We start from the raw sequence: 24,489 nt of genomic DNA on the forward strand, positions 1-24,489 counted from the left end.
TGCAGCCATAAAAAACCACATCGTTAACCGATCATTAACCTTAAAAATGCTGAAAACACCTGTGTTTACTATGGTTTGAGTTCTACGTTAACAAAGTCGCTTACATTATTAAAAAGTACGTTAACTGCTCATTAACTTCTGCTTAACCTGTTTATCGGCGGTACTTTTTCACATTTGCAACATCAATCAGTCAACGAACTTACAACATGAAACATTTAACCATTTATTACGTCTTCTTATTTTTTAGTGTATCACTATATGCGCAAAAAACAATTCAAATTCACAAAGTTACTTCACCAATTACTATTGATGGAGTTGCAGATGAAGCCGATTGGAAACAACATGCAGAAGCTGGAAATTTTATACAAACACGCCCAGATAACGGAAAAGCTTCTACACGAAAAACGGAGATTGCAGTACTGTATGACGACAGTTATTTATATGTCTTAGGAATTATGCATGTTGCAAACAAAGAAGAAATTAGTAAGCAATTAACAGCACGTGATAACACAGGAAATGCAGATGTTTTTGCACTACAAATTGATCCTTTTGGTGAAACGCGTGAAGGATATGATTTTACAGTGACAGCAGCAAACGTACAAACCGATTTAAAACTAAGCCAGAATAATAGTTATGAAAATTTTAATGTAGTTTGGGATAGTGAAGTAAAATTATACGATGACAAATGGATTGTAGAATTCAAAATTCCGTTCAATAGTATTCGATTTCCAAAGGAAGCTATGGATAATTTTAAAATCAACTTTCAAAGAGTTTCTACAAAGCTGAACGAAGAATCGTATTGGAATCCTATAAAACCAGAAGTTGACGGTTTCTTGAATCAATTTGGAAGCTTAGAAGGTTTGCCAAAAATTACGCCGCCATTAAATTTATCATTCTATCCGTTTGTATCTGTTGTAAACGAAAAAAGCCCTGATGGTACTAGTAAGACAAGTTTGAATGGTGGTTTGGATGTGAAATATGTACATGACAATTCGTATACGTTGGATGTTTCTTTAATTCCAGATTTTAGTCAGGCGTTGTCCGACAATCAAATTTTTAACTTGTCGCCATTTGAAGTGCGTTTCAATGAAAATAGGCAATTTTTTATTGAAGGGACAGAAATTTTTGATAAAGGTGGTTATTTATATACGCGAAGAATTGGTGGCGTTCCAATTAATAAAAACAATATAGAACTGTCCGAAAACGAAGAAATTGTCAAGAATCCAATTGCTTCAAATATTATCAATCTTGTAAAAGTCACCGGAAAATCGTCCAAAGGTTTTTCAATCGGAGTTTTAAACGGAATTACGGCAAAAAGTGAAGCTACGATTCAAAATACAGAAACCAATGAGTTTCGAAACGAACAAACAAATCCTTTCACAAATTACAATGCTTTAGTACTCGATCAAACCTTAAAAAACAATTCATCCATCACATTTTTAAACAATTCAGTTTGGCGAAGTGGAAAAGATTACGACAGCAATTTTTCAGCATTATTATTCCGCGGATATACAAAAAATAGAACTTATTCTGTGTATGTGAAAAAAGCAGTTTCTCAAAAATATTTTTCTGATCAGAAAGATGAATTCGGACATCAATATTATGCGTATCTGTCAAAAGTAAGTGGAAATTGGAGAGGCGGAATTTCAGCAAATTTATACGATGATAAGTTTGATAATAATGACTTCGGATTTTTACCGAGAAACAATCAATTTTCAGTTCGTGCCAACATAAATTATCAAAATAATAATCCTAAAAAATGGTTCAATCAATATTCTGTTGGAATTGATCATAGTCAGCGTTATTACTACAGTTTATTTGAGAAAGAATTTGCCTATTACAAATTACAAGGCGATGCCACTTTTAAGAATAATAGTGTATTTTTTGGTTCGTTTGCGTTTATAGAAAAACGACAAGATTTCTTTGAACCACGTACCAAAGATAGAAACTTTAATAAGCCAGCGCAGTTAGAATATTTTGCGGAATATCAAACGAATCGTAATAAGAATTTTTCTTTTGCTGGATATGCAGTGTATGTGAAAACGTTAAATTCTGCTATTTTTTCGGATGAATTTATTGCTGGTTACGGACTGCGTGGACAGTTGGGACAGCATATTTCGCTATATTTTAGTCAAGATGTAACCAATATTCCTAGCAATGCAGGTTTTGTAACACGTGAAAATAATGATTTGATTTTTGGGAAAAGAAGTGTCAAAGAATTGACCAATACGTTTGAAGCGAGTTATGCCATATATTCTAAACTGAGTATGAATTTGCGTGTGCGTCATTATTGGATTCAAGTTGATTATGACGATCAATTTTCTTTGAATACGCAAGGAAACTTAGACCGCAATAATTATACAATTGATCCAAATGATTTTGATGATAATTTCAATTCATTTACGATTGATTATACGGCAAGATGGCAATTTGCACCAGCCAGTGAGTTGAGTTTTAATTATAAGTTGGGCGCGAATTTATTCAATAATCAAATCAATTCAGGTTACGGAACTAATTTGAAAAATACGCTACAACAAGACAACAGCAATACGATTTCGTTGAAAATGACATATTTTTTAGATTTCAATCAACTTCGTAAGTTGTAACTGTATGACTTTAAACTAACGATTAACCTATTTCGTAATATTAACAACACATTCTTTTTCTATCAATCTTTAATAAATTTAATTAAAATGAGATTATTCACAATACTTCTATTTTTAAGCTTTTGTAACACATCTTTCGCACAAAGAACAAAAATTATAGAAGCATTTAAGCATCATTCCATTATGGTAAAAAATGATACTATAAACTATCACACGTATTCCAAGAAGAGTATCGACTCCACAAAGAATCTATTGTTATATCATCAAGGTTCTAAAGCTGTATCTCTCTATCAAACAATGGAAGAAGATGGGAAAACCTATGTTGGAACAGTTATTCCTCTTGATTTCAATCTCTTACCAAATGATTATTTGCTTGTAGTGATTTCAAAAAAAGGATTTCCTTTCTTAACAGAAATGGACAAGGAATTTCCTGTTCCAAAAACATATTATGAAACTCAAACGTTGGCTTATAGAGCTTTTCAATCCGATAAGGTAATCAATGAACTAATTAAAAATCATAAAAATCAGTTCCAAAAAATTATTGCACTCGGACATTCTGAAGGCAGTGATGTTGTTGCGAAATTGGGAACGATAAATAAAAAGATAACGCATTTTGGATATTGGTCAGGTGGTGGCAATACGCAATTTATTGACTTTGTAACTTTCATTAGGAAAGATGTTGATAAAGGAACTTTGACTGAAGAGCAAGCCGAATTGAAAATCGACTCGTTGTTCAATGACTTAAAGGATATTATGGCTAACCCAAATGCTACCGACAGATTTTGGCAAGGAAAGAATAACAGTTATAAAAGATGGAGTGGTTTCTCCGAGCCGCCTATTGAGAATTTATTGCAAATTGAAAAGCCAATATTCGCAGCGATTGGTACAAAAGACCAAGCAGTAGCACTTGAGTCGGCTTACTTAATACCAATAGAATTTATACGACATAAGAAGAATAATTTAACTTTTAAAGCATATCCTAATTTAGACCACATATTTGGGAAAGAAATAGAACATGGAAAATTTGAAGAACATTTGAATTCTATTTTTATAGATTTTTTAAATTGGGTAGCTAAAAATTAATGAAAATAACATATCAAAACCCATAATTCACACCTAAGCCTAGCACTTCACGTGTTTGGAATCCATTAAAAGCATTGTCGTCGTAAATGGTTTGGAAGTTGATGTTCGTAGAAAGGTATTTGTTGATAGACATTACCACATTGGCACTATAGTTAATATCTACATTTTCGGGTTTTTCTAAATAATTAGAATAGAGATTTAAAATATTCTCAAGAACGATATTTTTCAGTAATGTAAATTTATAATATCCAGAAGCGTACATTCCTAATTCGTAGCGAATACTTTTTCCTTCTGCAACACCAAAATATGCTGAGTTTGGCAAGGTAAAGCTTTTGTCAACAATGGTCATTTTGGAAGTTCCTGGCGCAATATTGAAATTTAAATGATCGCTTTTCTTCCATAAAACTCCAGGTCCAAATGATACATATGCAGGTGAAAAAACATTGGTATTTTGTGTGCGTGTTTCCACACCATTTTCATCTGTACTATAATTGAAACCTTTGGTTATTTGTGTTCTAAAATTTAAAAACCCTGAATAAAACCAGTGATTTTCTCCTTTTTTACCAATGACGGAATTCAATTCAAAACGATCGTCTGTTTTTCGGGTAAATTGACTATTCTTGGTTTGTGTTAAACCGTAAGCAGCGACAATTCGCGTGTCCCAATCCCACTTCTCTTGATGATAATTTAAATCGTACACCAATCCTAAAGTTCCAGAAATACTATTTTCTCCACCAGCAGCCCAATTGGAGAAAGCTGCTTGATTAAACAAGAAAGATACATTTCCTTTAGATCGAAAACCTTTGGGTATAGTGTCTTGTGTAACAGTTATAGGTTTTTGTATTGCCGCAGATTTTTGTATCGCAGCTTCAATAACTGTTGGTTTTTGTAGTTCTTGACTTCTAGCAGTTAATCCTATGAATAGGAAACACAACATTATAGCATGTTTCATAGTATATCAAAAATATGTGCGCAAAAATATATGCTGAAAATTTGAAATCAAAATGTGTGAAACGAAAAAAACGGTCTACAAAGTGTAAATTTCGTCAAACCGAACTCGATTCGGTTTCTCATAAAGATTGAAAATCAATATAATGAGATTCTGGATCAAGTCCAGAATGACGTTTCTACACGTTTTTAGACCGCTTTTTTTATATTATTTAAGCTGTATCTTACAAGTTGTAGCTCAAACCAATTGTCCAGTACGACTGTAACTTGTTGTCTACATTGTCAAAAGTTGTTCCTGCATTTCCTTGTGCAAGATTGAAGTTTACGGCTTCTTGCTTGTTTTGTCTTAAACCAAAATCAAAACCAACTCCAATCATTTTCCACAACGTGTAGCTAAAAGAGTTTGTCCATGTCCAGTTTGAAAGATCACTACTTTCATAACTTTGGAACATTGATAAATTTGTTTTAAAGTTGATTGCTCCAATACTTCTTGTGTAATCTGCAACGATTTTCGCACCTAAAGAAGACTCAAAAACAGTATCATTGTCACTAAATACGAAGTTGTAGTTTAATGGGTGAATTACCACAATTAAGTTTGTAATTGGAGTCCAAGTAGCACCAACACCAAGATCTAAATATCCAGGATCATTGAAGTTACTTAAAATAGTAGTTCTGTATTCTGCTAATCCTGAGATTGCGAATTTTTCACTCAATTTACGACCGTATAAGGAGCTAATGTTAAACACATCTGTAGCTTCTCTAAACTTTTTATCATCAGTTGGATTGTCTTTATCATCAAACTTAACCCAAGCTAAGTTTACATTAGCACTGTTGTTCCAGAAGAACTTCTCTTGTTGTAAATTTGCATATGCGTTTACGGTAAAACCAATATTTCCTGATGAAACGTTTGGTGTTCCTTGTGCATACCAATTGCTAAATTCAGAAAGGCTTCCACCAATAGTTCCGAAAGCTCCTTTTTTCCATCCTGGAAGTGCGTCAATTTGTGCTTGTAAAGCATTTGCTTCTGCTTGTAAAGCATCTGCTGCAGCTTGCTTTTCTGCTTTTTGCGCTTTTAATTCTTCTGCTGTTTGAGCATTTAAAGAGCTCATACCTAAACATAATGCGATTGCAAATACGATTTTTTTCATTTGTCTGTTTTTATTAGGTTATCAGTGATCTAAATTAACTTCTTAATTAATACTAATGTAAGAATTTATTTCACAACTGTTCTTTTTAATTTTTGCGAAGGCAAATATAGAATATGCGATTTAGTTCACAAAAATACCATAAAATATTTAACTGTCTAATAGTTAAATTGTTAAGTGGTTTTTTAGGAGGTTTTTTTCTTTTTGTAGAGTGGAACAGACGAACAAGCTTCTCCATACATAACACTTCTTGCTACGTTATGTAATTTGGTAGTCATCATCGCGTATGCGTTGTCTGGTATGGGTTTATTGGCGCAACCTTTTATAATTACAGGCTTGTCTTGGTATTCAGAAACATCTAAGTTGTTGATGATATCTTGATAAATGAAACTTTCCAGATTTTCTAAGGTGCCAATTATCACTTTTTCGACAAAAGGTGTAATATTTGCGCTTATCAACATATATGCCCATGCTGGAATTATGGCATCGGTAGTGCAACATAGCGCAACATACTGTCCTTGGTGTTGAGACCAATCGTATTCAGCAACATGTTTTCTGAAATCTTTCTCACGAAGAATCAATCCTTCCATGAGCCAATCGGAAATATCAAACAATACACGTTCGCCTGAAGGGTAATAATCTTCAAGATCAAATGTGACTAATTTGCTTTGCGCAACTCTATTGATAATTTCGTCTGCCATGTGCTTATAATAAACCTAATTCTAGTTTTGCTTCTTCACTCATCAAATCTTTATCCCAAGGTGGATCAAATGTAATTTCAACAGTAGCATTGTTTACTTCTTTGAGCGATTTTACTTTTTCTTCTATTTCTAGCGGAAGCGTTTCTGCAACAGGACAGTTTGGTGACGTTAGTGTCATTAAGATTTTTACATCAGAGCTTTCATTTACAAAAACATCATAAATTAATCCAAGCTCGTAGATATCTACTGGAATTTCTGGATCGTAAATGGTTTTTAAAACTCTAACTATTTTTTCGCCTAAAGCGTCTGTATCTATGGTGATTTCTGACATTTTAATTTAATTGTGTTTGATATGCAATTGCATATAACTTTAATTGTTTAATCATACTAACAAGTCCATTGGCTCTTGTAGGAGATAAATGCTCTTTTAAACCAATTTCATCAATAAAATCTGTATTTGCATTAATGATTGCCGCTGGATTTTGATTGGAGAATGCGCGAATTAGAATCGCAATAATTCCTTTGGTAATGATGGCGTCACTATCGGCAGTAAAAACCAATTTGTCATCTTTCATTTCGCCGTGAACCCAAACTTTACTTTGACAGCCTTTAATGAGGTTTTCGTCCTTTTTTAAGTTTTCATCAATCAAAGGAAGCGATTTTCCAAGATCAATCATGTATTCATAACGTTGCATCCAATCTTCAAACATGCTGAATTCGTCTACTATTTCGTCTTGTATCTCTTGTATCGTCATTTTTATTCGTTCTTAGTATATACGATTGTTTACTTAGACGCAAAAATACAACAACTATTACGGTTTATCAACTGCATTTGCCATTGCTTGTATTTTATTTACCAAAGCTGCTAATTCTTTTGGTGGATTTCCATGTCCGAATTCTACACTTCTCACTACATTTTCTTTATAATGAATAGATAATGTTGCAGGAATCACTGCATCTCGTTTAAGATCATCGGGATTTACATAGTTTTTTTTGAGTTTTTCAGCATCAATTTTATCGAGTAATTGTATGATTTCTTTCCAATCTTCATCTGCTACTTCTTGCTGAACACTTGTTTTTTTACCGCGAATATTCGTGAGTGAAAATAATTCTTTAGACAGATTGATATCTTGATAAAACCCACGAGAAGATGCTTTGTATTGAATTGAAATTTCATCTTGAGCATTTTTTTCCGTGAGTTGTGTTTCGGAGTTCTTGTTGTCACAACCTTTAGTAAAGAGTGCTATTGAAAATAGGCAAAGTAAAAATTTCATAAGTAATATTTTATTCAGTTATATAATAATACAAAAAAAGACGCCATTAGAGACGTCTTTCTGTATTAAATTTAGAATTCTGTATTCTTTAAGAAAGCATCATTTTAGCTTTGGTAATGGCTTCAATAAATGTATCTATTTCTTCTTTGGTATTGTAAAACGAAAACGAAGCTCGTACAGTTCCTGGAATTTTGTAAAAATCCATGATAGGTTGTGCGCAGTGATGTCCTGTTCTAACTGCAATTCCAAGTTTATCAACAATAGTTCCAATATCATACGGATGTATGTTATCTATATTAAATGAAATAACAGCGGTTTTTTCGCCAGTTCCATAAATAGTTACTTCTCCAATAGCAAGTAATTTTTCGGTAGCATATACCAGCAATTCATTTTCATAAGCTGCAATAGCTTCAAAGCCAATATTGTTCATGTAATCGAGCGCAGCTCCAAAAGCAATGACTCCACAAATATTTGGTGTTCCAGCTTCGAACTTATGTGGCAAACCTGCATAGGTAGTTTTTTCAAAAGTAACTTGATCAATCATTTCGCCACCACCTCTATATGGAGGTAATTTGTTCAGCCAATCTTCTTTTCCGTATAATAATCCAACACCTGTTGGGCCACAAATTTTGTGAGCAGAAGCTACATAAAAATCTACATCTAGCGCTTGTACATCTGCTTTGATATGTGGAGAAGCTTGTGCGCCATCAATTAAAACTGCTGCGCCAACTTCGTGCGCTTTTTCAACAATAAATTCGATAGGATTGATAACTCCTAATGCATTTGAAACATGATTGCAAAAGACCAATTTTGTGTTTTCGTTCAACAAAGAAACATAAGTTTCCATGTCTAGCTGTCCGCTTTCAAACATCGGAATCACTTTCAAAACAGCGCCAGTATGTTCACACAATATTTGCCAAGGAACAATGTTTGAATGATGTTCTAAAGCAGAAACAATAATTTCATCGCCTTTTTTCAACAAAGAAGTAAAACCATTTGCAACTAAATTAATACTGTCAGTAGTACCGGCAGTTAAGATGATTTCGTACGGTTTTGCCGCGTTAAAATGTTGTTGAATTTTGATACGCGCTTCTTCATACGCATCTGTAGCTTCCTGACTCAATGTGTGTACGCCACGATGAATATTTGCATTGTAACGCGAGTAATAATCTACAATACAATCAATCACTTGTTGTGGAGTTTGTGAAGTAGCTGCATTATCGAAGTATATCAAAGGTTTTCCGTTTACTTCTCGTTCAAGAATAGGGAAATCTTTTCGTATCTTTTTAATATCTAACATGTGCTCTTTTTCTATCGTTGCAAAGGTACTAACTATTCTTAGATTCTGTTGTCACTTTTACGGGGAAATCAGTTGTATTTATAACTCAATTTTGTGCGTTTGATCGGGTTTCTGAAACTCTTTCAAAAAACAATGCATTTGATTTCAAGATTTTTCTCGTAATTTGTTCACCCAGCAATAGGACTTAAGTCGTGAATATTTGTTTGACTTACAAAGTGAAAATTGTTATTTTTCTTGACATAAACTCGAAACAATGCCAAAAAATAAACCTGCAAAAAAAGCTTCATCAAGCAAGCCAGAAATAGCTAATCAATTGATCATTGCACAATTTTTTTGTGTATTATATCTAGCTGTAACTTTTGTGCCTTTATTCAATGCAATGGATTATGATGCGCCAGAATGGTTGTATGTTTCGTTATTGAATGTAGTTTCTTTGGGATTTCTATTCAAGCACAAAGACTTTTTTGAATCTTTTACATTATTTAAAAAAGCGAAAACGTATCTCTTACTTTTAGTAGGCTTCTTTCTTGTAGGATGCTTGTCAATGATTACCGCGATTAATGTGAGTGAAAGTTTAGTGCATTTGGCGCGGTTTGTCAATGTTATTGTAGCGTTTTATTGTTTGTTTATTTTTATCAGAAAAGATCCGAAATTATTCTTCAATTTAGTGTGTAAAATTGCGATTGTTCTTACGGTTTATTATTCGTGGAGAGCAATTCAATATTTCTTAGGAAACGCAAGTTCGGCAAGAACGAGTGAGTTTATATTGGCATTTCCTCACAATTTCTCTAATGTCAATATTTATACAGCATATATTGTGATACAAGTTCCTTTGGTAATTTATAGTCTTTTATATTTTAAAAAGGTTTGGAAATACGTAGCTATTTTAGCTTTTGTGATGTCAAACTTGGCATTATTGTTTTCAGCTTCTCGAACTGCCTTACTCTCTTTAGTTATTATATATATTATTACAATTGCTTTCTTGGTTTATGGAATTGTAAAATACAAGACAAACCTAAAAAAGGAAACCATATTTTTAGCTATTTTTCCTTTGTTAGCAGTGATTTTAGTGCTCAATGTGAATAGAGTTGATAAAAATGAAATGAACTCTTTTTCTTCTTTGCTGACCACAAAGAAAGTCGATTTTTACAGTGGTAAAAAAGCAGAAGAAAACAATGCTGAAGTGAAAAAAATCATTTCAGAGAAAGAAAAAATTAGCATTCCACCAAAAAATACTGCAGGTCGTTTTTCGCTTTGGAATTTAGCATTCAATGCTTTCAAAGAAAATCCTGTGCTTGGAGTTGGTTATGGAAATTATAAAGCTGTTCCCAAAAAAGAACATTATAAAAATTATACAAATAGTAAAGGTTCTTTTGCAAATCCAAGAAGAGCGCACAGTGACTTTTTAGAAAAGCTTGCCGAAACAGGAATCATAGGATTTTTATTTTATGTTTCGCTATTTGTCCTGCCTTTTTTATGGTTTTTAGGACTTTTAAAACGCGAAAAAGAGTATGCAAAACAGTTTCTCTATATTACTGTTTTTTCGATGGCTGTTGCTTACACATTTGATGCTTTGCTAAACTTTCCGCTTGAGCGTGCACCAATTCAATTGTATTTTGTTATCGCTGTTGTTTTTATAGTGGCTTTCGCCAGAAAAAATACTCCGACGAAACATGCTTCTACGCCTAAAAAGTTGCACTTGGCAATCTTTGGTGTGTTACTGCTGAGTAGTTTTGCTAGTTTAGCTTCAAACTATTTGGTTCTAAAATCGTATCAATTGCAACGCAATATGCGTACAGATTTAATGGGGAAAACGCTATTCAGTGAAGAACCTTTAAAAAATTCCTATGGAAACATTAAAAAGCAATGGACAAATTATCCGCAATTGAGTTATGTAGGAACTGTCAATAAAGTATACCTAGCCAATTATGCTATCAAGGCAAAAAAATATGATGAAGCATTGCAAATACTAAACGAAGTAGCATCATATAATGGAGATGCGCATTTAGTAAAGGCTTTTAAATCGGAAATATATCTCAATGTAAAAGACAATTTAGATAGTGTAAAGCATTATTCTGAAAGCATTTTTAGTGATTATCCAGCGTTTAAAACAAATTATAACATTCTAAAAAGAGTGTATCGCGCAAAGAATGATACGGTCAATTTATGGCGTGTTATGAATCGTTACACACGTGTAAATTACAGAGATGTAAACGAATGGATTAATAAGGCAAATATGGTTTATGAAGTAGCAAAAGATAGCGATCGAATGCTAAAAGTATTGGATACAGCATTGGCATATACTTCACATAGTAAAAAATTAATTGATGCGAAAAAAGAAGTTTTACGAAAGCTAAAATTTAAATCGTATTTAAGTAAAGATGAAGTCAAAGCGAAACATCAATCGGCGTATGATTTCTTTGCAAAACAACAATATGAAGCTGCAAAAAAAGTATACCAAGAAATTCTAAAAACGAATCCAACAGATTACTTATCGATCCAAAATATTGGAATCATCGACTTAATTAAGAAAGATTACAAAACTGCCATTACAAACTTAACAAGAGTTATTAAGGCAAATGCATTTGCAGATGGAAAAGCAGAGTACAGTCGTGGATATTGTTATGAGCAACTTGGGCAAATAGAAAAATCTAAAGCAGATTATCGTAAGAGTAGAGCAAAAAAATATTCACAAGCAATGACATTGCCAGAATCAAAGTATAAATAAAAAGAAGTCGCTTTTACAGCGACTTCTCTACAATATATTCGTTGCTATTTTTTAGCAAATAAGCGCAGAACCACATCCATCTACAATTGATGGGCAATCTATTGTTCTAATAGGAGGACAGCCAACCGTGCGAGGACATATTGCCGTACGCGGACAAATAACTGTTCTTGGACAAAATACCGTTACAGGACAGCCAACAATGGAAACAATAGTTCCACCGCTTACTTGTCCTTTTTCTAAATTCGATACAACTTTCTTGTTAAGCGAAAGTTTTTTTAAGGTTTTTTTGTTTTTTTTCATGGTTGTTAAGTTTTTTAAAGTTTACATTTCTTTTAAACTGATACGTAACAGTTTTACAAAGCTATTCTGAATTAGTGTATTGGTAAACAGCTTTATGGATACTTTTTAAAGGTGATTTTCCTGTTTTTTAATTAGGAAAAACACTATGAAAAATCGATGAACTAATTTTCATTTTAATATATTTGAGTACTCAAACAGTACAAATCATGAAGAAAGTCTTAAAAATTACCCTTGCTATTATTGTAATTCTTGTAATTGTTCTTGTTGCCTTCAATTATTCAAGATTGAATATTATTTCAGGATATTCTGCCAAAAACATGAATTCTTCTGTATTTGTTGCAGGAAGAACAGCTGAATTCACGGATAATACAGATAATAATTTTGGACCTGTAAATATTGCTGATGACGTTGTAGACGAGAAGAAGAAAACAGCTTCAGCAACAGTATTTGGACTCATGGAGCGAACTGCTGTATATCGTAAAGGTTTGGGAAGTGTTCTCATTGATGATGATTACGATATTACAAAAGAAACACCAATACCGCATCGTTCTAATATTGCTCGTATGTTGCCGTATCCATACGGAAACATGAGTCAAAAAGATACGGTTTTTTCCAATGTAGATTATGCTAAGGTAAAAAGCGCAGTTAATTATGCTTTTGAAACTGTAGATGGAGAAGATGTCAAAAAGACGCGTGCAGTTTTGGTACTATATAAAGATCAAATTATTGCCGAACAATATGCGGAAGGATTTAACAAAGATTCACGCATATTAGGTTGGTCTATGACAAAAAGTTTAGTGAGTACTATGTATGGTGTTTTACAGTATCAAGGGAAAATTAATATTTGGGACAAAGCACCTGTAGATTCATGGAAAAATGATGAACGTGCTGAAATTACAATTCATAACTTATTACAGATGAATAGCGGATTGGAATGGGAAGAAGATTATAGTAAAATATCTGATGTGACTAAAATGCTATTTCTTGCCAAAGACATGACAAAACCACAAGCAGAAAAGCCTTTGGTTGGTAAGCCAAATGAAACTTGGTACTATTCTTCTGGAACATCTAATTTGCTTTCTGGAATCTTGCGAAAACAATTTAATAAACATCAAGAGTATTTAGACTTTCCTTATCGTGATTTTATTGACAAAATAGGAATGCATTCTATGTTGATTGAAGCCGATATGGTTGGAAACTATGTAGGTTCTTCCTATTCATGGGCGACTCCGCGTGATTGGGCAAAATTCGGATTGCTTTATCTGCACAGAGGAAACTGGAACGGTACACAAATATTTGATGATTCTTGGGTAGATTATGTTACAAAACCTACACCGACATCTAATGGACGTTATGGAGGGCATTTTTGGCTAAATGCTGGCGGATTTCATCCAGACGTGCCAAAAGATATGTATTCTGCAAATGGATATCAAGGACAACGTGTGTACATCATACCTTCAAAAGATTTAGTAGTAGTTCGTTTCGGATTAGCAGCTGGAGATGCTGTCGATTTTAATAAGTTTCTAAGTGAAATTAGTGGTGCTATTAAGTAAACTTTCTTTATTTTAAACATATGTTTTAATTTCTTTCTGTAAAAAATAGAATCAAGAGGTATTTCTACGACCTTTTGTATAATTTAATATTCTTTTTTCAAGTAAATTACAGTTTTTTTTGATTGTAAATAGCTTATGGTCAAATCTTTAAAATTTATTCAAACATTTTACAATATTTTTGTGTAAAGTGCTTGATAAGTTAAAACATATGTTGTATATTTGCATTGTAATTCTTTCGAAAGTGTATAATTTTAAGCTTAAAATGACGTAAAAGATAGGTCGCGACTATTTTTTACAACCTAAGGAGAAAGCCGAAAAGCCTTTTTAAAAAGAGTAGGTAAACAATTTTAAAAATTACAATTATGCCAGTTAGTCCAAATGAAATTGCAAGTATCAATTTCAGTGCAATGTTAGGGAAACCGTTAACAGCTGTTATTGATGCACAAGCAGCAGCAGCTTTATCAACAGTAGATTTTATTAATGAAGTAGGTTTGAACGATGACGGAACAGTTAAAAACGTTGAGTTTAGTTACCTTAAAGATGTTGATGGTACAGCTTCTTTGGTAAAGTTAACAACGCCTTTGTTAACTATTGTTCCAATTCCTTTCTTACGTGTAGCTGACACTACAATTGATTTTAATGCAAAAATCTCTAGTGTAACAAAGGTAGAAACTACAGCTTCGCACAAGTTAGATTTAAGTGCAGAATTAAGTTTACGTTGGGCTTTTGGTCGTTTTAAATTCAAAGGAAGTTATTCGTACCAAAAGAAAAAATCGTACTCAGATGAAGCGAAGCGTTCATACAGTATGAATGTTAAAATTCATGCAGTTCAGGACGAAATGCCTGCAGGAATGAGTAGAGTGTTAGATATGCTTGAAGAGTCTATCACGGAAGCTTAGATCTAATTTCACAAAACTAATTAAGGAAGCCTCTTCGGAGGTTTCCTTAACCTAAAAACAAAAATCATGATTACATTAAAAGATTATATAGGAAAGATTTATAAAGAAGTGACCAATGCTAAAGTGCAATCGGATATTGAAACCTTAGCCATTGCACAAGAGTATGTTCAAAATCCAATGTTGAAGCATTTTTCAGTACCAAATATTCGTATCAAAGAAATGGAACTTACTATTCCTGTTGCTATTGATGCAGTTGCAACAACTTCACCAACATATACAGAAAGAGAAGTGCAAGAAGTGTATGAAGCGGCTTTTGAAAAAGTGTATTTAAGTTTTTATCCTTTTAAAACTGCAAGATTAGAAGCAATGAAACAAGATGTTTCTCAAAAAGCAGCAGAAGTTGCGTCAACGGCATCTGTTGAACTCAGAAGTGTAAGTCAGGAAACTGCAACACCAACTTCAGATACTGCAACATCCGCAGAAACTAGAGATCAAGAAACACGTCAGGCTTTTAGGGTTTCATCGTCATCGTCTGTTCAACCTACGTATGAATCTGTAAATACTGCTTACGCGAATAATTTTGCACAAGCTACGTATGATTTGGTTGCTTCTGAAATTCAACAAGGTGAGTTTTTGGCACAATTAGTTCCAGAAATTGAAAACAATCTACAACCAAAAGCGATTGAATTAGATTCGCTTCCTGTAATTGTTGAAACAAATCGTTTAAAGCAAATTAGCGATCCGGCAAGTATGATTAGCATTAAAGTAAATATTACAGACGACGCTATGGAGTGGACGACTGATGTTGATGAAAATGGCGAAACAGTACAGGTATTAAACTACGAATAATTAGAATCCCATATTTTCTACACATAATATGTATGTAAGGAAACTCAAAATACAAACACATGAAAACAAGTATTATAGAAAAAAATACCTTCTTTGAAGCGTCTATTTTTAAAGTAGGATTGATTTCTGAACTGCTTCGTTCCAAATCTTCTCGTTTTTTAACAGAGATTGAACGTTGGCTTTCAGAGAATCAGCAAGTATTGAAGCAATTTGGATTTGTAGAATCGAGTCGTATGGGCATTTTGCAAAATCAATTATTTGTTGCAAAAACGAAAGATGTTCCTCAAAAAAGAAGGCATCAGTTAATGGTTGGTGCAAATTGTTTGGAAGTGGCGCACGATGTATTGGCAAACTTGCATGAGCCTATTAAAAATAAAGTGACGCAAGGAAGAGAAACCATACAGCAAATTTTGGTCATGGTAAAAAATGTGCCAGAATATCAAAAGCAACGCAATGAAAGTTTTAATCAACATGTAAAAAATATATGGAAACGATTGCGAAAAGACCAGCAATTTAGCGCTGTTGCAATGCAATTACAAACCGTACTTCCAGAAGTAGATATTTACAGAATTATTGCAGAAGAGATTGAACTGTAACCTACGCAAAAAAAATCCCAAAGCTTTTTGCTTCGGGATTTTTAAAGAATTTCTTATACTCGATCATCGAGATTTAAATGCTTCATAGGCTTTCCTCGAAGCAGTTGACTTTCCTTTATAAGTCGAATCCTAAATTCACACCTAATTTTTGTGCAATTAATTTATTGATTCGAGTTTTAATGGCGTTAATCTTCACGCTCTCTAAAACGTTATTGGCAAAAGCATACATTAGTAATGCTTTTGCTTCCTTCATTGGAATTCCGCGTGAGCGTAAGTAAAATAAAGCATCTTTGTCTAACTGACCAATGGTACAACCATGAGAACACTTTACATCGTCTGCAAAAATTTCTAGTTGAGGTTTGGTGTTAATAGTAGCTTTATCGTCTACTAAAATATTATTATTTGCTTGAAATGCATTTGTCTTTTGGGCTTCTTTTTCTACCACTACTTTACCATTAAAAACTCCTGTAGAACGATCGCCAAAAATACCTTTATAATCTTGGTGACTTTCACAGTTAGGTTCAATATGATGTACCAATGTGTTGTGGTCTACATGTTGTTTATCACCAATAATGGTAATTCCTTTCATTGTAGAATCAATATGTTCTCCTTTTTGGAAAAATTGAAGGTTGTTGCGTACTAACTTTCCACCAAAAGAAAATGTATGCACAGATGCATGACTACTTTGCTTTTGTGAAATATAAGTATTGTCAATTAAAGAAGCATCTTGATTGTCATTTTGAATCTTGTAATAATCAACAATAGCACGTTTATTAGCAAATACTTCTGTTACCGTATTTGTCAGCACTACATTTGATGTTAAGCTTTGATGACGCTCAATAATTTGTACATGAGAATTTTCACCAACAACAATCAAATTACGTGGTTGTAGCATCAACGACGTTTCATTTCCTGTAGAAAAATGCACAATTTGAATTGGCTTTTCAACTACTTTATTCTTTGGAATATGAATGTATGCACCTTCAGATGCAAATGCTGTGTTCAATGAGGTTAAGCTGTGATCCTTTTTCGCTGCTTTGTTGTAGTATTCGTCAATGATGATTTGATATTTAGGTTTGTTTAAAGCAGAACTCATCAAACAAACATCAATACCATCATGTGTTGTTTCTGAAAGGAAAGAACTATATTTTCCATCAATAAATACAATTTTATATGTATCAATATCATGGATAAAATATTTTTTAATTTCTTTAAATTCGATAGCCGTTTCTTGTTGAGGAGAAATGCTATAATCGTGTTTTAACAACGCATTTAAAGAAGTGTATTTCCAGTCTTCATCTTTTTTTGAAGGAAATCCTTTTTGTTGAAACGTTTTAATAGCTTCATTTCGAATTTCATTTAGGTTTTTTGATTGATCGTTTACATGATCTTCAAAAACCATAAAAGATGATAATAATTTATCTTTTAATTCCATGTTTTGCTCCTTAAATAGTTGCTTCTTGCTTAATCCAGTCGTATCCTTTTTCTTCGAGTTCTAAGGCTAATTCTTTCGTTCCTGATTTTACAATTTTTCCATTGTGTAATACGTGAACAAAGTCTGGAACGATATAATCTAATAAACGTTGGTAGTGTGTAATTACAATCACAGCATTGTCTTTGCTGCGTAGTTTGTTTACACCATTGGCAACAATTCGTAAGGCATCAATGTCTAAACCAGAATCAGTTTCATCTAAGATGGCTAACTTTGGTTCTAACATTGCCATTTGGAAAATTTCGTTACGTTTTTTCTCTCCACCAGAAAATCCTTCGTTTAATGAACGTGATAAAAACTTTCTATCGATTTCTAATAATTCAGCCTTTTCACGAATTTTCTTAAGCATTTCGCTTGCTGGCATTTCGTCTTCTCCTTTTGCTTTGCGTGTTTCGTTGATGGCAGTTTTTACAAAATTCGTTACAGAAACTCCTGGAATCTCAACAGGATATTGGAATGATAGAAAAACGCCTTCGTGTGCGCGCTCTTCAGGACCTAATTCTTCAATATTCTCTCCATTCAAGAAAATTTCTCCATCCGTAACTTCATACTCTTCTTTTCCTGCAATAACGGATGATAAAGTACTTTTTCCAGATCCGTTTGGTCCCATAATCGCATGTACTTCTCCAGCTTTTACTTCTAGGTTGATTCCTTTCAGAATTCCTTTGTCTTCAATACCTGCGTGTAGATTTTTAATGTGTAACATTCTAACTATTTGTTATATTTTTGAAACGAATTATTGATTGTTTTTAATGATAATAGTACCATTTTGATTTGCACTTGGTTGTTGTACAGAAACAATTTGTTTTATTTCTATCACTTCTTTCCAAGCATTTTTAACAGGATTAGGTTTCTTTAGGCCTCTTATGACTACAGGAACCATATCGTGTGCTTCTTTTTTATATTTTTCACACTCTTTGTTTAGTGCTAACATTTGATCGTCAATAACGACACCATACATAGAACTTCCAGCAGTTTGAAATACAGCAGCTTTTTCACTTTCTAAGTATAAGAACATTCCAGAAAATGTATCAAATTCATTTCCTACAGTAACTGTCTCTGTATATCCTGAATTTTCTGTAGTTCCAGTAGTTTCTGTTGTTGTTTCGTTTGGCTTAGTTTCGTTTTTACAGCTTAACATTAGCAAGCATAGTGCGAATACGAAATAGATTTTTCTCATGTTTTACTTTTTTGTGATTGATTATCCTACGGAACCTTCTAATGAAATCTCCAATAATTTTTGCGCTTCAACAGCAAATTCCATCGGGAGTTTGTTTAAGACATCTTTACTAAAACCATTCACAATTAGGGCAATGGCTTTTTCTGTGTCAATTCCACGTTGGTTGCAATAGAAAATTTGATCTTCCCCAATTTTACTTGTAGTGGCTTCGTGTTCTATTTGTGCAGTTTTATTTTTTGCTTCTATGTATGGAAAAGTATGTGCGCCACATTTGTTGCCCATTAATAAAGAGTCACATTGCGAGAAGTTACGTGCATTTTCTGCTTTGGCAGCAATTTGAACTAAACCTCTATAACTGTTTTGTGATTTTCCAGCAGAAATTCCTTTTGAAATAATGGTGCTCTTGGTGTTTTTTCCAAGGTGAATCATTTTGGTTCCTGTATCTGCTTGTTGAAAATTGTTTGTTACTGCAATTGAGTAGAATTCTCCAACAGAATTATTTCCTTTCAATACACAGCTAGGATATTTCCATGTAACGGCAGAACCTGTTTCTACTTGTGTCCAAGATATTTTTGCATTTTTCTCACACAATCCTCTTTTGGTTACAAAATTGTAAACTCCACCTTTTCCTTCTGCATTTCCTGGATACCAGTTTTGAACGGTTGAATATTTAATTTCAGCATCATCTAAAGCAATCAACTCAACAACGGCAGCATGCAATTGGTTTTCATCACGTGATGGAGCTGTACAACCTTCTAGGTAACTTACATAACTTCCTTCATCAGCAATTACTAACGTACGTTCAAACTGACCAGTTCCTGCTTGATTGATTCGGAAATAAGTTGACAATTCCATCGGACAACGAACGCCTTTAGGAATATAACAGAAAGAACCATCTGTAAATACTGCAGAGTTTAGTGCAGCATAAAAATTGTCTTTTTGTGGTACAATAGTTCCTAAGTATTTTTTCACCAATTCAGGATGATCTTGAATGGCTTCAGAAATAGGACAGAAGATAATTCCTTTTTCTGCTAAAGTTTTTTTGAATGTTGTAGCTACCGAAACAGAATCAACAACAATATCAATAGCGACACCTTGTAATTTCTTTTGTTCGTCGATAGAGATTCCAAGTTTTTTATACATTTCTAATAACTCAGGATCAACATCATCTAGTGTTTTATTTGGATCTGCTTGTTTTGGAGCTGAATAGTAAGATATAGATTGAAAGTCTGGTTTTTCGTAATGTACATTTGCCCATTCTGGTTCTTCCATTTCCGACCAAATTCTAAATGCATTGATACGCCAATCAGTCATCCATTCTGGCTCGTTTTTCTTTTTAGAAATCGCTCTTACAATATCTTCATTTAAGCCTTTTGGAAACGTATCACTTTCAATATCGGTATAAAAACCGTACTCGTATTCTTTGGTTTCGAGTTCTTTTTGTAATTCTTCTTCAGTATACTTACTCATTCTTTCGATATGATTTAGAGACTATAAAGTTGAAAATTCAATGTATAATCTCACTTTTGTTTTTTTAAAGTCTAGGGTTACTTTTAAAATCAATTAACTTTGTAATTACAAAGAAAATGATTCTCCGCAACCGCAGGTACGTTGTGCATTTGGATTGTTGAAAACAAATCCTTTACCGTTTAATCCACCAGAGTATTCTAAAGTGGTTCCAACTAGATATAAGAAGCTTTTTTTGTCTACAATAATTTTTACACCATTGTCTTCAAATATTTTATCTTCTTCTGCTGTGCTTTTATCAAATGTTAAATCATATGATAGTCCTGAACATCCGCCACTTTTCACACCAACACGAACATAATCACTTGTAGCGTCAAAACCGTCGTCTGTCATAAGCTCGACTACTTTTTTACGGGCTGTTTCTGAAACTGTTATCATTTTTTTAATTTACGTTTAAATTGTACTTGCAAAGATACGCTATTTGCCGCTTTATTTTAAAAAACCTAACATTTATATAACAAATCATGCGATAGAATTTTTTGATGACTGTTTTTTTAGCGCTTTTTTGTGGAAATAATTGCTGTTTTTTAGCTCTTATATTCTTGATATTTATCGGATGTATGGTTTGTTTTTTCGTTTGATGTATTGTATTTCTTTATGTTTTCTAGAGAAAATCTATGATGCCCATAAAACTTTGAAAAATGATAATCAACGAATGATTGTCTGTATGATGAATTGACGCTATAACTATTGTATTAAAATCAAAAACTTAGAGTATTGATTACTTGTTTTGAGGTTTTCGAAATGTTAAACTTAAGTTTTTGTGAAATTTTATGACTTCTTAAAGCGATTGCTTTTTTATAGTTTTTTCTTAAAAGTATGTATTTGTGTTTTCAATAAAAGTATTTGATTTATAGTGTCTTGTATTTTGTTGTTGTTTTTTTTGTAATAAAAGTAATCAAGACTCTGTTTTAATAGCTTGCATTGCTGAATGAAACTTTCATTTTTTGACGCAAGAATCCCTCTATGTAATTTTACCTGTTTTTATAAGTTGCGTAATTTTATCTATTACTCAACTTGTTGAATATCTTAGGTTTGTGCTGTTCGCATGATACAAATAAAAACGCGATCATTTTACACACATGTGAATTATTAACCCCTATTATTAATTATAAAAACAGTACAAACACATGAAACAATATTACATTTTTTTAGTAGCTTTTTTAACAGCTAGCCTTTTTGGCTTACATGCACAAACTTTAGGATATGCTATGTGCTTTGATGGACTTAATGATTTTGCACCAGTATATAGAAGTACCGAAACGGGAATATTTGGTACCAACGCAAATAATGATAGTTTTACTATTGAATTTTGGGTAAAAGACAACGGAAATGGAGGTAAACATATGTATTCTAAGCATTACGATACCGGATCAGAAAAACAAGGTTATTTTATCGAAAAAAGTCCAACAGGAACAGTGACAGTAGGAATTGCAAATACAAACAATGCTTGGACTACCATAACGGGTACTAAAGTAGTAAACGATGGCGCTTGGCATCATATTGCATATACGTTTGATTTTAATATAAATGTTATAAAACTATATGTTGACGGTGTATGGGAAGGTACCGCTTCCGGATTTACAGCCGTTTTTGGAAACAATGTAGATGCACGTTTGGCTAGTTCTGAATATGAAAATACTTATTTTGGAGGCGCGTTCGATGAATTTAAAGTTTGGAATACGGTACGAACTGTAAGTGAGATAAATACAGGAAGAAGAATGCAATTGGATACTTCTGCGCTGCCTACTGGCTTAATTCAATATTTTCAATGTAATGAAGGAATTCCAGGTAATGATAATTGGATATTGTATCAGCTATTGGATCACACAGGAAATGGACGTCCAGGTGATTTATGGAATGTAAGTCGTTGGGGAAGTTGTTCTAATTGGGTAAATTCTTTAACTGATGCAACATTATCTACAGAAACGTTTGAAGCTAATGCAGCAGGATTGAATTTATATCCAAATCCAGCAAAAGATTTTATAAAAATCAATGGATTAAAAACAACTGAGGATTATGCAATTTACAATACTATTGGAGCCGTTGTAAAAAGTGGAAAAGTATCGAACAACAAAGAAATTACAATTGCAGATTTAAAAACTGGTTTGTATTTTATTAAGTTGACTGGAAATAGAACGATTAAGTTTATCAAGCAATAAACATATATAATATATCAGTATTACATTAAAATAGTGAGAATGTCTAAAAAGTATAGATTCCGTCAAACCGAACTTGATTCGGTTTCTCATGACCATTGAAAATCAATATGATGAGATTCTGAGTCAAGCTCAGAATGACGTTTTTAAATACTTTTTAAACAGTCTCGCTATTCTTTATTCTGAATGAATACGAAAAGGATTGTAATGAAAATCCTGTAAGAAAGTGAGTAACATTTCGATCTAACTCAGTATAAACATGATCCCGATGTTAATTGGTAATGGACCCAAATAAAAAGTTTTAAAATTCTGAAAATCGCTGATCAAATATAAAATCAGCATCCGTGAGTGTTTTTAGGAAATCAATAATACGTGCTTTTTCTTCGTCTGTCATTGGAATTCCGAGTGTTCCATCCGCTTGACGGAAAGAACTATCTAAGTTTTCATAATCGGTAATTCCGTTTCTGTAATGTTCTAAAACCTGATCAAGAGTTGCAAAACGTCCATCATGCATATATGGAAAAGTTACTTCTATATTGCGCAAATTAGGAACTTTAAATTTATAATTATCTGTAGGGAAACCTGTAACACGTGCACGACCGATATCATCATATTCTGGATCGATTGCTAAACCGTTGTTACGATAAGATTGATCTGTAAATAAATCGCCAGCATGACAAGAAGCACATTTTTGGTTGAATAATTCCATACCTCTTGTTTCGTTTTCTGTAAGTGTTACATTTCCTTCGTTGCGACGAAATTTGTCATATTTACTATTGGAAGTCACCATCATTACCATAAACTGTGATAGTGCTTTTAGAATATTTTCTGAGTTAATTTCGCCATTTTCAAAGGCTTCTCGAAACAATCGTGGATATTCAGGATGTGCTTGTAATTTTGCAATGACATTGGTGAATGTTTCGTTCATTTCTACTTCATTCGTAATCGGAATGATAGGTTGTAAGTCTAAATGAATGGCAGCGCCATCCCAAGTGAATTCGTTTTGAAACGCTAAATTGTGTAATGGTTGTGCATTTCTATTTCCTAAAGCACCATCAACACCATGGCTAATTATGTGTGTATGATGTGTAAATGCAAATTCTTGGATATGACAAAATCCGCAAGCAACAACATTGTCAGAAGCTAAGCGACCTTCATAAAATAAACGTCTTCCCAATTCAAAACCTGTTTCTGTTGGCGGATTGCTCTCTATATCATAGATCAACGGTGGAAAGTTAGAAGGGACATTAAAATCAAGTAATACATTTTGAAACTCACCAGCTTCTTGCGAAGGAATTTCTTCGTACGGCTCGTTTTTACAAGATGCAAAGAGAATTGCAACAAGTATGTATATATAATAACTGACTTTCATGTTGAGCATTTCGTTTTACTGAGCGCTAAATGCACTTTCTAAATTGGTAGCAACTCTTGGCGCATTTACAGGATCTACTTGAATATCGCTAGTATCTTCTAATTTGATTTGATTGGTGGCATCTATAATAGTAGAAATTAAGGCTTGTACATTGACAGAAGCAGTATTTCCAGTTGCAATATTGATTGAGTTTGCTACGGGAAGCGTTATAAATTTGTAGTTGTCTAAGGTTTGCCCGTGACTTCCAACATGAATGACAAAAGGAGATTCAGTTCCGCCTTGTGGAGTAAATGTTCCTTCAAACTTGATAAATTTATAACCTGCTGCCCAGTTCCACAACATGCCAGCTTGTTCTGCTTGTGGTATAAAATTCATAACACCGCCATCTAATGGATATTTAGATTGATCGACACCAATACCAAAAGAAATATGTGTATAATTTCCAACAGGAATTCCCGTTAAGCTTAACGTTAAGCTACTTGGGTCAGCTTCATTGATAACGAAATACGAATCTTCTTTTGGGTATTCATAAACTGTTCCGTTGTCTTGTGTTAATGAAATGTTTGAGATGATATATTTTAATTCGTTTGTGACGATGCTTTCATTGTTTTGATTGATAAAAGCGGTTGTTCCCAAGTTTAAATCTTGTGTTGCTGAAATACGATTGTCAAAGGTAATTTCCATCGCAGACGTTTCTATAGCATTAGAATCGTTATTACACGATGAAGCAATTATTAGTAGCAATAATGAGAATATGTATGTTGTCTTTTTCATGAA

General features: G+C 33.2%; 23 protein-coding genes. 8 read left to right on the forward strand and 15 right to left on the reverse strand.

Annotated features, from left to right (window positions below):
• Positions 1-206 precede the first annotated feature (206 nt).
• Entirely contained in the window at positions 207-2,606 is a 2,400-nt protein-coding gene (locus tag ACOQOS_RS16240; protein ID WP_420571522.1) for a DUF5916 domain-containing protein, read from the forward strand.
• A gap of 87 nt (positions 2,607-2,693) precedes the next feature.
• Complete coding sequence (locus ACOQOS_RS16245; RefSeq protein WP_420571523.1) at positions 2,694-3,689, forward strand: dienelactone hydrolase family protein; 996 nt, start codon at positions 2,694-2,696, stop codon at positions 3,687-3,689.
• A 13-nt stretch (positions 3,690-3,702) separates the two neighbouring features.
• On the opposite strand, the gene ACOQOS_RS16250 is transcribed toward ACOQOS_RS16245, so the two are convergent.
• The 7 genes from ACOQOS_RS16250 to ACOQOS_RS16280 form a co-directional block, all read right to left on the reverse strand.
• A complete protein-coding gene (locus ACOQOS_RS16250) occupies positions 3,703-4,641 on the reverse strand; it encodes a DUF3078 domain-containing protein (protein WP_420571524.1) in 939 nt (312 codons plus the stop codon).
• 220 nt (positions 4,642-4,861) lie between these two features.
• Positions 4,862-5,785: a DUF3078 domain-containing protein gene (locus ACOQOS_RS16255; protein ID WP_420571525.1), complete on the reverse strand. Its 924-nt coding sequence runs from the start codon at positions 5,783-5,785 to the stop codon at positions 4,862-4,864.
• Positions 5,786-5,967: 182 nt separating this feature from the next.
• Positions 5,968-6,483, reverse strand: coding sequence for a DUF2480 family protein (locus ACOQOS_RS16260; protein ID WP_420571526.1), 516 nt, complete (start codon positions 6,481-6,483; stop codon positions 5,968-5,970).
• Positions 6,484-6,487: 4 nt separating this feature from the next.
• Positions 6,488-6,814 carry a DUF59 domain-containing protein gene (locus ACOQOS_RS16265; RefSeq protein WP_420571527.1) on the reverse strand — a complete coding sequence of 109 codons (327 nt, stop codon included), beginning with the start codon at positions 6,812-6,814 and terminating at the stop codon, positions 6,488-6,490.
• Position 6,815: 1 nt separating this feature from the next.
• A complete protein-coding gene (locus ACOQOS_RS16270; RefSeq protein ID WP_420571528.1) occupies positions 6,816-7,238 on the reverse strand; it encodes a SufE family protein in 423 nt (140 codons plus the stop codon).
• A gap of 57 nt (positions 7,239-7,295) precedes the next feature.
• Complete coding sequence (locus ACOQOS_RS16275; protein ID WP_420571529.1) at positions 7,296-7,757, reverse strand: hypothetical protein; 462 nt, start codon at positions 7,755-7,757, stop codon at positions 7,296-7,298.
• Between the two features lie 88 nt (positions 7,758-7,845).
• Positions 7,846-9,057 carry an aminotransferase class V-fold PLP-dependent enzyme gene (locus ACOQOS_RS16280; RefSeq protein WP_420571530.1) on the reverse strand — a complete coding sequence of 404 codons (1,212 nt, stop codon included), beginning with the start codon at positions 9,055-9,057 and terminating at the stop codon, positions 7,846-7,848.
• 253 nt (positions 9,058-9,310) lie between these two features.
• On the opposite strand from ACOQOS_RS16280, the gene ACOQOS_RS16285 reads away from it, so the two are divergent.
• Complete coding sequence (locus tag ACOQOS_RS16285) at positions 9,311-11,785, forward strand: O-antigen ligase family protein (RefSeq protein ID WP_420571531.1); 2,475 nt, start codon at positions 9,311-9,313, stop codon at positions 11,783-11,785.
• A gap of 51 nt (positions 11,786-11,836) precedes the next feature.
• On the opposite strand, the gene ACOQOS_RS16290 is transcribed toward ACOQOS_RS16285, so the two are convergent.
• Complete coding sequence (locus ACOQOS_RS16290; protein ID WP_420571532.1) at positions 11,837-12,085, reverse strand: class I lanthipeptide; 249 nt, start codon at positions 12,083-12,085, stop codon at positions 11,837-11,839.
• Positions 12,086-12,291: 206 nt separating this feature from the next.
• Here ACOQOS_RS16290 and ACOQOS_RS16295 point away from each other — a divergent pair, with 206 nt between their 5' ends.
• The 4 genes from ACOQOS_RS16295 (at position 12,292) to ACOQOS_RS16310 (ending at position 15,982) form a co-directional block, all read left to right on the forward strand.
• Positions 12,292-13,638, forward strand: a complete 1,347-nt coding sequence (locus ACOQOS_RS16295; RefSeq protein WP_420571533.1) for a serine hydrolase domain-containing protein — start codon at positions 12,292-12,294, stop codon at positions 13,636-13,638.
• A 362-nt stretch (positions 13,639-14,000) separates the two neighbouring features.
• Positions 14,001-14,537, forward strand: a complete 537-nt coding sequence (locus tag ACOQOS_RS16300; RefSeq protein WP_420571534.1) for a DUF2589 domain-containing protein — start codon at positions 14,001-14,003, stop codon at positions 14,535-14,537.
• A 66-nt stretch (positions 14,538-14,603) separates the two neighbouring features.
• Positions 14,604-15,386, forward strand: a complete 783-nt coding sequence (locus tag ACOQOS_RS16305; RefSeq protein ID WP_420571535.1) for a hypothetical protein — start codon at positions 14,604-14,606, stop codon at positions 15,384-15,386.
• Between the two features lie 59 nt (positions 15,387-15,445).
• The gene (locus ACOQOS_RS16310) at positions 15,446-15,982 is read left to right on the forward strand and encodes a hypothetical protein (RefSeq protein ID WP_420571536.1); all 537 of its coding nucleotides are present in this window, start codon (positions 15,446-15,448) and stop codon (positions 15,980-15,982) included.
• Between the two features lie 115 nt (positions 15,983-16,097).
• Here ACOQOS_RS16310 and sufD read toward each other — a convergent pair whose 3' ends face one another.
• The 5 genes from sufD to ACOQOS_RS16335 form a co-directional block, all read right to left on the reverse strand.
• The gene (gene sufD / locus ACOQOS_RS16315) at positions 16,098-17,417 is read right to left on the reverse strand and encodes a Fe-S cluster assembly protein SufD (protein WP_420571537.1); all 1,320 of its coding nucleotides are present in this window, start codon (positions 17,415-17,417) and stop codon (positions 16,098-16,100) included.
• A 10-nt stretch (positions 17,418-17,427) separates the two neighbouring features.
• The gene (gene sufC / locus ACOQOS_RS16320) at positions 17,428-18,180 is read right to left on the reverse strand and encodes a Fe-S cluster assembly ATPase SufC (RefSeq protein ID WP_420571538.1); all 753 of its coding nucleotides are present in this window, start codon (positions 18,178-18,180) and stop codon (positions 17,428-17,430) included.
• Positions 18,181-18,210: 30 nt separating this feature from the next.
• Positions 18,211-18,654 (reverse strand): hypothetical protein, encoded by a 444-nt coding sequence (locus ACOQOS_RS16325; RefSeq protein ID WP_420571539.1) that lies wholly within the window; start codon positions 18,652-18,654, stop codon positions 18,211-18,213.
• A gap of 21 nt (positions 18,655-18,675) precedes the next feature.
• Positions 18,676-20,124, reverse strand: a complete 1,449-nt coding sequence (sufB, locus tag ACOQOS_RS16330; RefSeq protein ID WP_420571540.1) for a Fe-S cluster assembly protein SufB — start codon at positions 20,122-20,124, stop codon at positions 18,676-18,678.
• Between the two features lie 105 nt (positions 20,125-20,229).
• Entirely contained in the window at positions 20,230-20,559 is a 330-nt protein-coding gene (locus ACOQOS_RS16335; RefSeq protein WP_420571541.1) for a HesB/IscA family protein, read from the reverse strand.
• 752 nt (positions 20,560-21,311) lie between these two features.
• On the opposite strand from ACOQOS_RS16335, the gene ACOQOS_RS16340 reads away from it, so the two are divergent.
• A complete protein-coding gene (locus tag ACOQOS_RS16340; RefSeq protein ID WP_420571542.1) occupies positions 21,312-22,343 on the forward strand; it encodes a LamG-like jellyroll fold domain-containing protein in 1,032 nt (343 codons plus the stop codon).
• 298 nt (positions 22,344-22,641) lie between these two features.
• Here ACOQOS_RS16340 and ACOQOS_RS16345 read toward each other — a convergent pair whose 3' ends face one another.
• Positions 22,642-23,712 (reverse strand): cytochrome-c peroxidase, encoded by a 1,071-nt coding sequence (locus tag ACOQOS_RS16345; RefSeq protein ID WP_420571543.1) that lies wholly within the window; start codon positions 23,710-23,712, stop codon positions 22,642-22,644.
• Positions 23,713-23,727: 15 nt separating this feature from the next.
• Positions 23,728-24,486 (reverse strand): MbnP family protein, encoded by a 759-nt coding sequence (locus tag ACOQOS_RS16350; RefSeq protein ID WP_420571544.1) that lies wholly within the window; start codon positions 24,484-24,486, stop codon positions 23,728-23,730.
• Positions 24,487-24,489 lie beyond the last annotated feature (3 nt).

Origin of the sequence: Kordia sp. (assembly GCF_965224175.1) — a bacterium.
In the GTDB taxonomy this organism is placed as follows: domain Bacteria; phylum Bacteroidota; class Bacteroidia; order Flavobacteriales; family Flavobacteriaceae; genus Kordia.